This is a genomic window from Micromonospora echinospora, from assembly GCF_014203425.1.
In the GTDB taxonomy this organism is placed as follows: domain Bacteria; phylum Actinomycetota; class Actinomycetes; order Mycobacteriales; family Micromonosporaceae; genus Micromonospora; species Micromonospora echinospora_A.
Window position 1 is genome coordinate 5,113,542 of record NZ_JACHJC010000001.1, and the last position, 14,581, is coordinate 5,128,122.

General features: G+C 73.6%; 5 protein-coding genes. 2 read left to right on the top strand and 3 right to left on the bottom strand.

The features are described from left to right. Positions 1–808: 808 nt before the first annotated feature. Together FHU28_RS23625 and FHU28_RS33125 are read left to right on the top strand one after the other, a co-directional pair. Positions 809–3,664 carry an AAA family ATPase gene (locus tag FHU28_RS23625; protein ID WP_184686646.1) on the top strand — a complete coding sequence of 952 codons (2,856 nt, stop codon included), beginning with the start codon at positions 809–811 and terminating at the stop codon, positions 3,662–3,664. Positions 3,665–4,174: 510 nt separating this feature from the next. Continuing rightward, positions 4,175–6,997, top strand: coding sequence for a helix-turn-helix transcriptional regulator (locus FHU28_RS33125; protein WP_184686647.1), 2,823 nt, complete (start codon positions 4,175–4,177; stop codon positions 6,995–6,997). Between the two features lie 109 nt (positions 6,998–7,106). On the opposite strand, the gene FHU28_RS23635 is transcribed toward FHU28_RS33125, so the two are convergent. The 3 genes from FHU28_RS23635 to FHU28_RS23645 all read right to left on the bottom strand — a co-directional run bounded on the left by FHU28_RS23635 (position 7,107) and on the right by FHU28_RS23645 (position 14,563). Then, positions 7,107–7,946, bottom strand: coding sequence for an ABC transporter permease (locus FHU28_RS23635; RefSeq protein ID WP_030498870.1), 840 nt, complete (start codon positions 7,944–7,946; stop codon positions 7,107–7,109). Next, on the bottom strand, positions 7,943–8,995 hold the full coding sequence (locus tag FHU28_RS23640) for an ABC transporter ATP-binding protein (protein ID WP_104112191.1): 1,053 nt from the start codon (positions 8,993–8,995) through the stop codon (positions 7,943–7,945). The genes FHU28_RS23635 and FHU28_RS23640 overlap by 4 nt, the downstream gene beginning before the upstream one ends. An 87-nt stretch (positions 8,996–9,082) precedes the next feature. After that, positions 9,083–14,563, bottom strand: coding sequence for a type I polyketide synthase (locus FHU28_RS23645; protein ID WP_184686648.1), 5,481 nt, complete (start codon positions 14,561–14,563; stop codon positions 9,083–9,085). Positions 14,564–14,581 lie beyond the last annotated feature (18 nt).

Sequence of the window (14,581 nt, forward strand, 5' to 3'; positions counted from 1 at the left end):
GCAGAATCTCCCAAACGTCCGAATCGTGGCCCGCCGACGCACACCGAGCCTCGACCGCCGGCAGGGTCGGACCGGCATCGATCGCAGTTCCGGCATCAATGCCTTACATCGCAACAATCGAGCGCCTCCGGCAATTGCCGGAGCCCCGACCAGACCGCACAGCCCCACCCCGGGGGCGGACGGCACCTCCACGCCAGCTTCCGGCACCACGCCCGCACGCGCCGGGATCGGCACGGGCGGGGTCACGAACGCCGAGTTCAACGACGATGACGCTCAGCTCGACGCCTCCGCACGCCGCAACCGCGGCAGCTTCGAACCTCTCGGCCAGAGCGACCGGTAACGCCCGGACGCCGGATTAGGCCGGATTAGCACGGAAGAGCTAATTCGCCAATCAGCAGGCGGGCCGAATAAGCGGAACCATCGGCTCATGAGAGCGCTCTGTCACGGTACGGGACCAGCCGGCGACTTTCCGTCGCCACCCCCGGTCGGGTCACCCGAGACAAGTGACCCGTGTTTGCTCATCCTTTACACAACTCGGCTTGCCGCCCAATTGCCCAACTGCCATACTCCCACCATCAAGGAGGTCGATAGGAAGTGTCGACCCCGAGAGAGCTGGGGAATTATCGCCGACGCACACGGGAACACGGCTCGCAGCAGCCAACCGGTCAAGTCGGTCGATGGCGCACCGGCAAAGCTCGACACCAGTCGATCTTGCCGATAATGGAATGGGTCAAGAATTGCCGGTCTCCAATTTGGTCGAGCTGTCGGGCCGCACCGGGCACGCGGCCCTCCCCCGGAGGGGGCGGTGATGGAGCTGACCGAGCGTTCAAGCCAGCTCGGCCTGCTGGAGCGCCGACTCGCAGACCTGCTCCGCGGCGGCACCTCGCCGACCGACCGGCCGGTGACCGTGCTGACCGGCCCGGTCGGCTCCGGCAAGACCGCGCTCGCACAGGCCTTCGCCCGGCGCGCCTGCGACGCCGGAGCACGGGTCATCGGCGCGAGCGCCTCCCGCGCGGAGCGCAGCGTACCGCTGGAGGTCGTCCGGCAGCTCGTCCGCGCGGTGCCGTCGTGCGCCGCGGACGCCCCCGACATCCGGGCCCGCCTCGCCCGGCTGCTGGACGCGGGCGCCCTCGCATGGATCGACGCCGATCCGGCGGACGCGGAGAACGCCCGGCTCACCGCCGCCATCGGGCGCGCCCTGCTCGAACTGACCTCGCGGGGGCCGCTGGTCATCGTGGTGGACGACATCCACCACGCGGACGTGCCGTCGCTGCGCTGTCTCGATTACGTGGCCCGGCGGCTCTCCGGTCTATCCCTGCTGATGGTCCTGACGGAGGCGCCACGCACCCGGCCGTGGCAGGCGGACGTGCACGCCGAGATGCTGCAACCGGCGAAGCTGCACCGCATCCGCCTGCCGCTGCTCACCGCCGAGGGGACGTTCCAGCTGCTCGCCCAGCGGCTCGACATCCCGCTCGCCCGCAGCATCGCCGAGGAGAGCCACCGGATCAGCGGCGGGAATCCCCTCCTGGTGCATGCGCTCGCCGATGACCAGGCAGCCGCGCCACGGTCCGCCGACGCCCCGGCGGTCGGCGAGTCGTTCCGGGAGGCCGTGCTGAGCTGCCTGTACCGCTGCGACCGCCTGGTGCTCAACGCCGCCCGGGTGCTCGCCGTGACCGGCGAGCCGCTGCACGGCAGCCTGCTGCCGCATCTCGTCGACGCCCGGTTGCACCCCGCGCTGGGCGCTGTCGACAAGTCGACCAGCGCGGGGCTGATCGACGAACAGGGGTTGCGCCATCCGGCGGTGACCCAGGCCGTGATCGACGGGATGACCGCCGAGGAACGCGTACGGCTGCATCTGGGAGCAGCCCGCCTGCTGCACGACGACGGCGCGCCCCCGGCCCGGATCGCGCCGCACCTGGTGGACATCGGCGAGCTGGCCGAACCCTGGATGGCGCAGACCCTGCTGGACGCCGGCGAGCAGGCGCTGCTCGACGGCGAGGTGGAGACCGCCCTGCGGTACCTGCGCCGGGCGCACCGCAGTGGCGTCGGCGAGTGTCTGCGGGCGCGGATCCGCTCCGCGCTGGCGCGCGCCGAGTGGCGACTCGATCCGCAGGCCACGATCCCGCACCTGGTCAGCGTCGCCACCGCCATCCGGGCCGGGCACCTCGGCAGCCAACAGGCCGCCGGCCCCATCCAGTACCTCCTCTGGCACGGTGAGATCGACAAGGCCGTCGACCTGGTCAGGCACCTGAGCGAGCGGTCGGATCCCGCCGATCCGCAGTCCGTGGCCGAGCTGCTCATCATCACCGGCTGGATCTCGACGCTCTATCCCGGGGTCATGGTCGACCGGCCCGCGCCCGCCGTGGCCGCGCGGGATCCGCTCACGCTGGCCCGGGTCAAGCACGGGCTCAGCGGACTCATCCTGCTGTCCGGCGTGCTGGCCCGGGGTGACGCGGGCGTGGTCGAGGAGGCCGAGCGGACACTGTCGACCACCGGGCCGGACGACGAACCGAACATGTGGAGGGTCATCTGCGCCCTCGTCGCCATGATCTACGCCGACCAGCTCGACCTGGCCGACGACTGGTGCGACCGGCTGGACCGCCACCTCGCCACCCCGCACCACCCCACCCCCTCGGCCACGCTCACCGCCCTGCGGGCCGCCGTCGCCGGCCGGCTCGGCGACCTCCCCCGCGCCGGCAAGCTGGCCGACGAGGCACTGGGGCAGCTCTCGCCGAAAGGCTGGGGGGTGGTGATCGGGATACCTCTCGCCGTCCGGATACGGGCCCTGACCTTTATGGACCAGCTCGACACGGCGGCCGCCTGCCTTCAGGTGCCGGTGCCGCCGGCGATCTTCGAGACCCCGCTCGGGCTGCACTACCTGCACGCCCGCGGGACGCACGCCCTCGCCGCGGGAAGCCCCGAGGCCGCGCTGGCCGACTTCCAGCTCTGCGGGCAGCTGATGCAGCGGTGGCAGCTGGACTTCTCGGGCCTGGTGCCGTGGCGCACCGAGTCGGCTCGGGCACTGCTCCGGATGGGCCGCCGTCAGCAGGCGCGCAAGCTGGTGCGCGACGAGTTGGCCCGGCTGCGGCCCGTCCATGTCCGGTACCGGGCCGCGGCCCTGCGGGTTCTGGCCGCGACCGAGGAGGGACAGGAACGGATCCCGCACCTGCGCAGCGCCGTACGGCTGCTGCGGCAGTGCGGCGACCGGATGGAACTGGCGCACAACCTTGCCGACCTCGGTCACGCCTACGAGCAGGCCGGCGACCGGCGGCAGGCCCGCGCCGCGACCCGGTCGGCCCGGGCTCTCGCGGAGGAGTGCGGCATCCCGACGTTGTGGCCCAGCGCCCTGTCCACCAGAGACGGTGCCACCGGCAGCCGGGCAGGTGGGGCGGTCTTGGTCCAGGGCCTGACGGACACCGAATCCAGGATGGCCACCCTGGCCGCCCAGGGTCACACCAATCGTGAGATCGCCGAGAAGCTCTTCCTGACGGTCAGCGCGATCGAACAGCGAATGACGCGCATCTACCGGAAGCTGGACGTCAACTCGCGCAGCGAACTCGCCGGACGGCTGCGGTTCGACCGCCCCGGTACGACGGTGCTGGATCCGCTGAAGCGGGGCACGGACCCCCCGGGCGGCCGTCCGTCCGGCCCTCGGCCCCGCTGATCCCGGTCGGGCTTCCGCACGGAACAGCCGCCGGGCGTCACGCGACTGTCGCCCTCGCCGACCGTCGCGAAGAGTTCGCTCACCACCACTGTGGGTACCGCCGGCATGCGCCGGGAGTCGCGGTGTGGCACCATCAAGCTGTACGCCCCGACACCAGCCGCTCACCGGCGTGTCGCCTCCCCGGGCAGATCGGCTCCAACACCCCTCACCCCGAATCGCGCAACCCCTAAATGCCTTCTGGGACCGCAGGTTTGGGTGCGAAACGATGGGGTCTCACGCCCGTTGTCGCACCGTCATGCCGGTGCCAGACTCGCCTCGACACGCGGACCGTACGGCGAGAAGACCGGTCCGACGAAGGATTTCAGGTCCACCCGGCGTGGCCGCCCGGCGCGCTCCACCCCCACCCGTCGAGACGCGGGCGGAGGGGCGGCTGTCTCCGGCAGGGGTGGCGGTGTCGGGCCGCACCGGCGTTCCAGGCCCGCGCCGCGTACAAGGAGGGCTTACGCGCAGGTGTTGGTTCAGCAAGAGGAACAGATCACCCGTCTGCGGCGCGTGTTCCACGCGTGCGAAGAGCAGCAGCGCGGACACGTCGCGCTGGTCACCGGTGCCGTGGGCAGCGGCAAGACCAGCCTGCTGGAGTCGTTCGGCGAGTGGACGGCCGGCTCCCGCGGGCAGGTGATGAGCGCGACCGGCTCGCGGGCGGAGCGCGGTCTCCACCTGGGAGTCGTCGGGCAACTGTTCCACAGTGCACGACTCGCCCCGGAGGCCGCCGCCCACGTCGAGAAGCTGCTGCGCGACGCCACCTCCGCGGTGCCGTTGCCCGAAGTCGGCGGCGAGGCGTCCGACGGAGACCGGGCCTGGGCACCCCTGCTGCACGGCCTCTTCACCACCCTGATCGACCTGACGGCCAACGGGCCCCTGGTCCTCCTCGTCGACGACGTGCACCACGCGGACCCGGCCTCGCTGCACTGCCTGCTCTACGTGACCCGACGGCTGCGCCACGCCCGGATCATGGTCGTGTTCGCGGAGGCGTCGACGCTGCGCCCGCCGCACCCGCTGTTCCGCGCCGAGCTGCTCAGCCAGCCGCACTTCTCCCGGATCAGCCTGCCACCACTGACCGTCGACGCCGTCGCCCGGCTGGTCGAGGGCGCCGTCGACGACGCCGACACCCGCAGGACCGCGGAACACTACGTCCGGATGACCGGAGGCAATCCACTGCTCACCCGGGCGCTGCTCGACGAACGGGCCGGTGGCGAGGGCAGCGACCACGACCTTCCGTCCGTCGGTGACGCGTTCGACCAGGCCGTGCTCGGGTGCCTCTACCGCCACGAGCCCGGGGTACGCCGGGTGGCCCAGGCGCTCGCCGTGCTCGACCGGCCCGCGTCGACCGAACTGCTCGGCCACCTCCTCGACGTGATGCCCGCGACCACGGTCCCGGCGGTGCGGGTGTTGCGTACCTCGGGTCTGATGGAGTCCGACCAGCTACGCCACTCGCGTATCCTGCACTCGATCCTCGCTGACATGTCGGCCGACGAGCGGCGCGGCCTGCACCAGCGGGCCGCCGAGGTGCTGCACGACCGCGGCGCCGAGGCGAGCGTGGTGGCCGAGCACCTCGTGGCCGCCGGTGCGACGGTGGCCGGCTGGCGGGTGCCGGTGCTCCAGGACGCCGCCGGTCACGCGCTCTCGTCCGGCCGGCCCGACGTGGCGGCAGCCTGCCTGCGGCTGCTCGCCAGCGCGCCGGTGGACGAGCGGCAACGCACCGCCACCACCGAGATGCTGGTGAATGCCCGCTGGCAGCTCAACCCGTTGACGGTGAACGGGCAGCTGACGGAGCTGGTGCAGACGGCGCGGGCCGCCGGCTGGTCCACCGATGCGAGCCTCTCCGCCGTGCCGTACCTGCTCTGGCAGGGCCGCGTCGACGAGGCTGCCGAGGCCGTCGGCGGCTTCTCGGCGGACGAGGAGCAGGCTCCGGCCACCCCGCCCGGCCGCCTGCGGATCATGCAGCTTCTGGTCTCCCTCTCCCACCCGGACCACCTGGCGAGCGTGCGGCAGACCCCGGCCACCTGGAGCCGCGCGGCCGGCGCCCCGACCACCGTCAGCCCGCTCCTGCAGGCGGTCACGGTGCTCGGCACCGCGCTGACGCCGACCGCCGACAACGACACGGTGCCGACCGCCGAGCAGATCCTGCAGCGCCACCACACGGACGACGGCGCCCTCGGCCTGCTGACCGCGCCCCTGCTGGCGCTGCTCTGGGCCGGCCGGTCGGACCGGGCCGCGGTCTGGGGCGACGTGCTGCTCGACCGGCCGGTGGTTCAGCACGCGCCGGGCTGGCGGGCGGTGATCCGGGCGATCCGGGCGGAGGCGGCCCTGCGCGTCGGCGATCTGCCCGGTGCCGAGCACCACGCCCGCGCGGCCCTGGAGGACATGCCAGCCCCCGCCTGGGGAGTGGCGATCGCCGGACCGCTGTCTACCCTGATCGCGTCCGCAACGGAGTCGGGCCGGTTCGCCGAGGCCGACCGGTGGCTGGCCCACCCGACCCCGCCCGGCATGTTCCGCACCCCATTGGGCCTGCACTACCTGGCCGCACGCGGCCGGCACCACCTGGCCGTACGCCGGCCGCACGCCGCCACCACCGACCTACGGCGCTGCGGCGAGCTGATGCGCACGTGGGGGATCGACGCGGCCGGACTGGTGCCGTGGCGGCTGGAGCTGGCCCGGGTGCAGCTCAGCGTCGGCAACAAGACGCAGGCCATGCAGCTCCTGCAGGAGCAACTGCGGGTGCCGCACGGGGTCGACGACCGGACCCGGGGCCGTACGCTGCGCCTGCTCGCCACCACCGCCGCCCAGGACCACCGGCGCAAGCTGCTCTCCGAGGCGGTCAGCCTGCTCCAGTCCAGCGGCGACCGGTTGGAGCTCGTCCGCGCCCTCGGCGACACCGGTCAGACGCTACAGCGCGCCGGAGACTCCGCCCGCGCCCGGCTGCTCGTCCGCCGCGCCTACCAGCTCGCGCAGGACTGCGGGGCGTCGGTGCTGGCTCAGCGGCTGATCCGCCGGGAGCCGGGCAGTGGACTGCCGGCGTACCCGGCCGCCGCCGAACTCCAGGAACCGGACGACGGGCTGAGCGACGCCGAGCGGCGCGTTGCCGCGCTGGCCGCACACGGCCACACCAACCGCCAGATCTCCAGCAAGCTCTTCATCACGGTGAGCACTGTCGAGCAGCACCTGACCCGGGTCTACCGCAAGCTCGACGTGAAGCGCCGGACCGACCTGCCGTCCCGGCTCGTCGTGTACGCCGAGACGCTGGCCGACGAGACACAGAGCGCCACGTCCTGACGGCTGTCGCAGGGGCGCGGTGACCACCGGCCCCCTGCGACACGGGGCGAAAGCGAGGGCCCGAACCGCAGGTGCGGTTCGGGCCCTCGGCGGACCGCGTCCCGGGCGGTCAGTCCATGGCGCGACGCATGAAGCCACGCATGCCGATCGCCGAGAACGCCACGAAGACCCCGGTGAGGACACACATGCACAGCCAGAGCGGCAGCGACTCGACCCCCGGCGGGCCGACGAGCGACCGGGTCGCCTCGCTGATGTAGGTCAGCGGGTTCAGCGAACAGATCACCTGGTACCAGCGCAGCGAGTCCAGGCCGAGCAGCGGGAACTGGGTGGCACCGGTGAACATGATCGGGGTCATCACCACGGTGAACATGATCTGGATGTGCTGCGTGGGCACCAGGGTGCCGAAGGCGAGACCGACCGCCGCGCCGACCAGCGCGCCGATCGCCAACACCCCGACCACCTTGAGCACCACCGCCCAGGGCCAGGTGACGCCGAGCATGAGCATGCCGACCGGGATCAGCACCACACCGGCGATCAGGCCACGGATGCCCCCGAAAACGATCTTCTCCAGCGCCACCAGCGGGGTCGCCATAGGCGCCAGGAGGCGGTCCTCGATCTCCCGGGTGAAGGAGAAGTCCATCATCATCGGCAGCGCGGTGTTCTCCAGGCCGATCAGGAAGGCGTTCAGCGCGATGACGCCGGGCAGCAGCACGTTGGAGAAGTCGTCGCTGGCGTAGCCCAGGTCGCTGAGCACCTTGCCGAAGATCAGCAGCATGAACAGCGGCTGGATGAAGACCTGGAGCAGGAAGCCGACCAGCTCCCGGCCGGTGACGAACAGGTCCCGCGAGAGCACCGCGCGGAAGGTGGCGAGCTGGTCCAGCGCGCGCACCGGCGGCGGCGCCGCGGGCGGTGACGGCGCGGACGGGGGGGCGGGGGCGGTGACGCTCACCGAAGTTCCCTTCCGGTCAGGTGGATGAAGACATCTTCCAGACTGGGCTGGCCGATGTTGAGGTCACGAACCTCGCAACCCAGGTCGGCGAGGATCTTCATCGCCATCGGGATGGCGTTGGCCGGCTGACCGCTGGTGTAGACCCGGAAGGACAGGGGGGCGTCCGAGTCGGCGGGCGCGTCCGGGACCGGGGCGGGCGTCGGCATCGCCGGCATGCCGGGAAACGCCGGCGCGGCGACGGGCACCTTGGCGGTCATCTTGAAGTGTTCCACCCGCTCCACGTCGGGGATCGCATCGAGCGCGGCCCGCACCTCCTCGGCGGAGGCGCCGGGGGTCACCACGAGGGTCAGGGTGCTGCTGCCCGGCAGCGTACGGGTCAGCGCGGACGGCGTGTCCATGGTGAGCAGCTTGCCGTGGTCGACGATGCCGACCCGGTCGCAGAGCTTCTCCGCCTCGTCCATGTCGTGTGTGGTGACCACCACTGTCACGCCGTCCCGTTTCAGCTCGGCGATCCGGTCGTGCACGAAGAGCCGGGACTGCGGGTCGAGGCCCGCCGACGGCTCGTCGAGGAAGAGCACCCGGGGCGAGTGCATCAGCGCGCGGGCGATCATCGTCCGCTGGGCGAGGCCGCCTGACAGGAAGTCGGTGCGGTGGTTCGCGAAGTCCTTGAGCCCCATCTGGTCCAGCAACTCGTCCGCCCGCCGGATGCGCTGCGCCCGGGGCACCCGGTGGTAGGCCGCGTGGAACAGCAGGTTCTGCCGGACGGTCAGCGCCCGGTCCAGGTTCACCCGCTGCGGTACGACCGCCAGCAACTGCCGGGCGGCGGCGGGCGAGCCGATCACGTCCGCGCCGCACACCCGGGCCCGGCCCGAGGTGGCCCGCACCCGTGTGGTCAGCACCCCGATCGTCGTCGTCTTGCCCGCACCGTTCGGCCCGAGCAGGCCGAAGACCTCACCGGCGGCGACGGAGAAACTCAGCCCGTCCACCGCCGGTGGCATATTGGGCTGGTACCGCTTGACCAGCTCCGTGACCACCACTGCTTCGTCCACGTCGTCATGCTCCGTCCTGGAACGTCGGTCCGATAGATGTATGTGCGCCGATAGGGGGCGCTAGGGGCACGCCAGGGGCGGAACCGGTCACAGGCCCCGCGCGGCCAGCCAGCGCTGGACCGTGCCGGCGAGTTCCGGCCCCCGGTCGGCGACCATGCTGAAGTGGTCGCCAGCCGCGTCAACAGCCTCGTGCGGGTAGGGCCAGCGCGACCGCCAGCCGTCCGGTTCGCCGTCCCACTCCCCCAGCGGCTCGGTGGCCCGCACCAGCAGGGTCGCCGCCGCCATCTCGGTCGGCTGCCAGTCCAGGAACAGCGGCAGGTAGCCCGCCCACGCCGTCGTCCGCCAGTCGTCCATCGGCGTGTACGCGGTGTCCCGGTCGATCATCCCGTCGAGAAGCTGCGGCACCCACCCGCCGAGCACCTCGCTGTCGGCCGGGTAGGTGTCCATGAGCACCACCGCGTCCGGCGGGCGGCCCTGGCGTTCCAGCTCCCCGGCGAGCAGGTTGGCCACCATCGCACCACCGGAGTGACCGGCCACCACGAACGGGCCGGCACCGACGGTACGTAGCACCGTGTCGGCGTGCACCCGCAGCAGCGCGTCGAGGTCGGCGGGAAGCTCCTCGCCCACGCCGAACCCGGGGTTGGGCAGGGCCCACACGTCACGTACGCCCCGGAAGCCGGCGGCCAGCCGGGCGTACTCGTGCGCGCCGGAGAGCAGCGACATCGTGCAGCAGCACACCAACTGCGCCCGGGCGCCGCCCTCGGCCAGCCGGAGGATCCCGGCCGGGCGGGTGAGCTGCGCCGGCTCGCGGAAGCTGGGGCGGAACTGGGCGAGCTTGACCAGCAGTTCGGCATAGCCGGCCGGGTCCTCGCGCGCCTTCGGCTGGTTGAACAACCCGCCGAGCAGTCCGCTGCCGGCACTCTCCCCGGCAGGTCCACCGGCGTCGTCCGCGCCGTCCCCGGCCGCCGCCGCGCCGAGGAGCCGGCCGAGCAGGTGAACGGCCAGCGCCGTAGGGGTGGGGTGGTCGAAGAGCAGGGTCGCCGACAGCTCCACCCCGGTCTCCTGGCGCAGCGCGTCGCGCAGTTCCAGTGCGGTCAGCGAGTCGAAGCCGAGTTCCAGGAAGTCCCGGTCGGCCTCGACCGCGTTGGGCGAGGCGTGCCCGAGGACGGTGGCCACCCGCGCCCGGACCAGGTCCAGCAGGATCCGGTGCCGGTCGCCGGCCGGAACGCCGGCCAGCCGCTCACGCAGCGCGCGGGCGGGATCGGTCGCGGCATCGCCGGCCTCCGGCTCCGCGCCGGCCGTCGCCTCGGGCACGCCGCGCAGTAGCGCGCTGGGCCGTACGGCGGTGAAGGCCGGCACGAACGCGGGCCAGTCGAGGTCGGCCACGGCCAGTTGGTCGTCGCCGCGGACCAGAGCCTGCCCCAGCGCGGACAGGGCCACGTCGGCGGGCAGCGGCCGGACCCCCCGGCGGCGCAACTGCGCCGCGTCGGTGATCTCGTCCGCCCAGGGCACCCACGCGACGACGGTGGCCGGGCGGCCGGCGGCACGCCAGCCCGCGGCCAGCGCCGCCAGCCCGGCGCCCACGGCGGCGGCGACCGCCGCTCCCCCGCTGCCCCAGACGGCGGCCGTCGAGGCGAAGACGACGAACTCGTCGACCGGTAGGCCGGCGCAGGCCCGCCCGAGCAGTTCCACGGCGGCGGTACGGGCGGCCACGGCGTCGGCCAGGTCGTGCGGGTCCAGCACCGCCACCGGGTCGCCGGCCCCGTCGGAGTCGGCGACGTGCAGGACGGTGCGGATCTCGCTGCCGGTGGCGGCCAGCCGGTCCAGCACCTCGGGCAGCCCGTCCAGGTCGCCGACGGCGGTGACTGTGACGTCCGGGCCGGGCGGGTCGGCATCCGCCACCGGCCCCACGAGGACGAGGTGCGACGCGCCGCGCTCGGCGAGCCAGCGCAGCAGGTGCGGGGTACGCACCTGCGCGGACCCGTGCACCAGGACCGCGCCGCGGGGCCGCCAGTCCGTATCGGTGGCGCCGGCCGGGGCCCGGCGGAGCCGCCGGGCATACACCCCGCCGTTGCGTACCGCCACCTGGTCCTCGTCGCCGCCGGACGCGACGACCCGGGCGAGCGCGGCGAGCGCGACGTCGTCCGGCTCCGCCGGCAGGTCGACCAGCCCGCCCCACAGGCGCGGCTGCTCCAGCGCCAGCACCCGGCCCAGGCCCCAGAGGCACGCCCCGGCCACGCCGGGAGCGGCGTCGTGCGCGTCGACGGCCACCGCGCCCCGGGTCACGGTCCACATCGGCGTGCCGTTCCCCGCAGCGGCGAGGGCCCGCACCAGCGCGGCCGTCCCGGCGAGCGCGCCGGTTCCCGCGCCGGCCGCCGGGTCCTCCACCGCCAGCAGCGAGACCACGACCGACCAGGTGCCGTCGGCGAGCGGGGCCCGGACGACAGCGTCCAGGTCGTCTCCGACCGTGACCAGCGTCGGGTCCAGGCCCTCGGCGCGCAGCACGGTGAGCACCGCGGTGGCGTCGGTGCCGGCCCCGGCCACCAGCAGGCATCGGCCCGTCGGCGTGGTACGGGCGGGGGACAGGTCGACGCGTTCCCAGTCGGCGCGGTAGCGCAGCCCGTCCAGCTCCGATCCGCGACGCCGCCGGTCCCGGTAGGAGGCGAGGGCGGGCAGCACGTCGGCGAGCGCGTCCTGCCGGTCGGCGGGCAGGCCGAGCGCGGCGGCCAGCTCGGCCGGTCGTCCCTGCGCCACGGCCGCCCAGAACTCCTCGTCCTCTCCGGTAGCGGCGGGCGGGACGAGATCCACTGTGGGCGGGTCCGGCCAGAAACGCTCGCGGTGGAAGGCGTAGGTGGGCAGCTCGACGCGCGCGGCGTCGCTGCCGCCGAAGGGAGCCGCCCAGTCGACCCCGGCACCGCGCAGGTCGACCGCGGCCAGCGCGGCGAGCAGCGTGGTCGCCTCCGGCTGGTCCCGGCGGGCGAGCGGCACGAAGGCCGCCGGTTCCATGTCGGGCAGGCACTCCCGGGCCAGCACGGTCAGGGCGCTGTCGGGGCCGAGTTCCACGAAGGTTCCGACGCCGCCCGCGGCGAGGGTGGCGACGCCCGCGTGGAAACGGACGGTGTCCCGGACGTGGTCGACCCAGTAGCCCGGGTCCGTGGCCTGGGCGGCGGTGAGCGGCTCGCCGGTGCGGTCGGAGACGATCGGAAGGTTCGGCGGGTGCCACGCGACCTTCTCCGCGACGATCCGGAAGTCGGCCAGCATGGCGTCCATCCGGGCGGAGTGGAAGGCGTGGCTGACCCGCAGCCGACGGGACCGCCGGTCCTCGGCGGACAGCCGCCGCCCCGCCGCGAGCACGGCCTCCTCGTCGCCGGAGAGCACCACCGACCGGGGGCCGTTCACGGCGGCCAGGGACACCCGCTCGTCGAGCAGCGGGACCACCTCCGCCTCGGACGCCTGCACCGCCAGCATCGCCCCGCCGGGCGGCAACTGCTGCATGAGCCGGGCCCGGGCGGCCACCAGGGTCGCCGCGTCGGCCAGCGACAGCACCCCGGCGACGTGTGCCGCGGCCAGCTCGCCGACCGAGTGGCCGAGCAGGAACTGCGGGCGTAGCCCCCAGGCGGTGACCAGCCGGTATGCGGCGACCTCGTAGGCGAACAGCGCCGGCTGGGTGAACTCGGTACGGTCCAGCAGATCCGCGCCGGGCGAGTCGGCCTCGGCGAAGACCACCTCCCGCAGCGGCCGGCTCAAGTGCCGGTTCAGCTCCCCGGCCACCTCGTCGAAGGCGGCGGCGAAGACCGGGAACCGGCGGCACAGCTCAGCGCCCATGCCGAGGCGCTGGGCACCCTGCCCGGTGAAGAGGAACGCGACCTTGCCGGCCGGGCGGGCCACGCCTCGCACCACGCCGGGGGTGTCGCGCTCCTCGGCGACCGCGTGCAGGCCGGCCCGCAGCGCGTCGCGGTCCCCGCCGATCACCGCTGCCCGGTACGGCAGGGCCGCCCGGGTGGTGACCAGCGAGTACGCCACGTCGGCGGGGGTCAGGTCGGGGTGGTCGGCCAGATGCGCCAGCAGCCGCCGCGCCTGCCCGGCCAGGGCCGGTGCGGAGCGGGCCGAGACGATCCACGGTACCGGCGGGGCGGGCGTACCGGCCGGCCGGACGTCGTCGGTGTCCGTCGCGGCGGCCTGCTCGATGACGACGTGTGCGTTGGTGCCGCTGATGCCGAACGCGGAGACCGCGGCCCGGCGTGGCTGCCCGGTCTCCGGCCATGGCTGCGGGCCGGTCAGCAGGGACACCGCCCCGGCCGACCAGTCGACGTGCGGGGTGGGCTCGTCCACGTGCAGCGTGGGCGGCAGCACCCCGTGCCGCATCGCCAGCACCATCTTCATCACCCCGGCCACACCCGCCGCCGCCTGCGTGTGCCCGATGTTCGACTTCACCGAGCCGAGCCACAACGGCCGCTCCGCGGACCGGCCCTGCCCATACGTCGCGATCAGCGCCTGCGCCTCGATCGGATCACCCAACGTGGTGCCCGTACCGTGCGCCTCGACGACGTCCACCTGGTCGGCACCCAGCCCCGCGTTTGCCAGAGCCTGCCGGATCACCCGGCGCTGCGACGGGCCGTTCGGAGCGGTCAGCCCGCTGCTCGCACCGTCCTGGTTGACGGCACTGCCGCGCAGCACGGCGAGGACCGGGTGGCCGTTGCGGCGGGCGTCGGAGAGCCGCTCGACGAGCAGCATGCCGGCCCCCTCGGACCAGCCGGTGCCGTCGGCGGCGGCGGCGAACGACTTGCACCGGCCGTCGGTGGACAGGCCCCGTTGCCGGGAGAACTCCACGAAGACGGTCGGGGTGGCCATCACCGACACCCCGCCGACCAGCGCCATCGTGCATTCGCCCAGCCGCAGCGCCTGGCAGGCGAGGTGCAGCGCGACCAGCGACGAGCTGCACGCGGTGTCCACGGTGACCGCCGGCCCCTCCAGCCCGAGAGCGTAGGAGATCCGGCCGCTCGCCACGGCTGCGGCGCTGCCGGTGCCGAGGTAGCCCTCGACGCCGCCGGTGACCCCGGTGAGCAGGGCCGCGTAGTCACCCTGGCTGCTGGTGGCCGCGTAGACACCGGTGGGCGCGCCGCGCAGCCGGGTGGGGTCGATGCCGGCCCGCTCGAACGCCTCCCAGGCGGTCTCCAGCAGCAGCCGCTGCTGCGGGTCCATGGCGAGGGCCTCGCGGGGGCTGATGCCGAAGAACGCCGGGTCGAAGTCCCCGGCGGAGTAGAGGAACCCGCCCTCACGCACGTACGACGTGCCCCGGCTGTCGGGGTCGGGGTCGGGGTCGTAGAGCGCGCCCAGGTTCCAGCCCCGGTCGTCCGGGAACGCCGACATCGCGTCGCCGCCGGCGGCCACCAGGTCCCACAGTTGCTCGGGTGACCCGACACCGCCGGGGAACCGGCAGCTCATGCCGATGATCGCTACCGGTTCGCTGAGCGCGGCGGTGAGCTGCTGGTTCTGCTGCTTGAGCTTCTGGTTGTCGAGCAGGGACGCACGCAGCGCGCCGACGACCTCGTCCAGGGAAACATTCATCGGGCGCTCCTCAGGGCC

Coding starts and splice junctions, on each gene's coding strand:
- FHU28_RS23625 (WP_184686646.1), top strand. CDS start 809: ATGGAGCTGACCGAGCGTTCAAGCCAGCTCGGCCTGCTGGAGCGCCGA.
- FHU28_RS23645 (WP_184686648.1), bottom strand. CDS start 14,563: ATGAATGTTTCCCTGGACGAGGTCGTCGGCGCGCTGCGTGCGTCCCTG.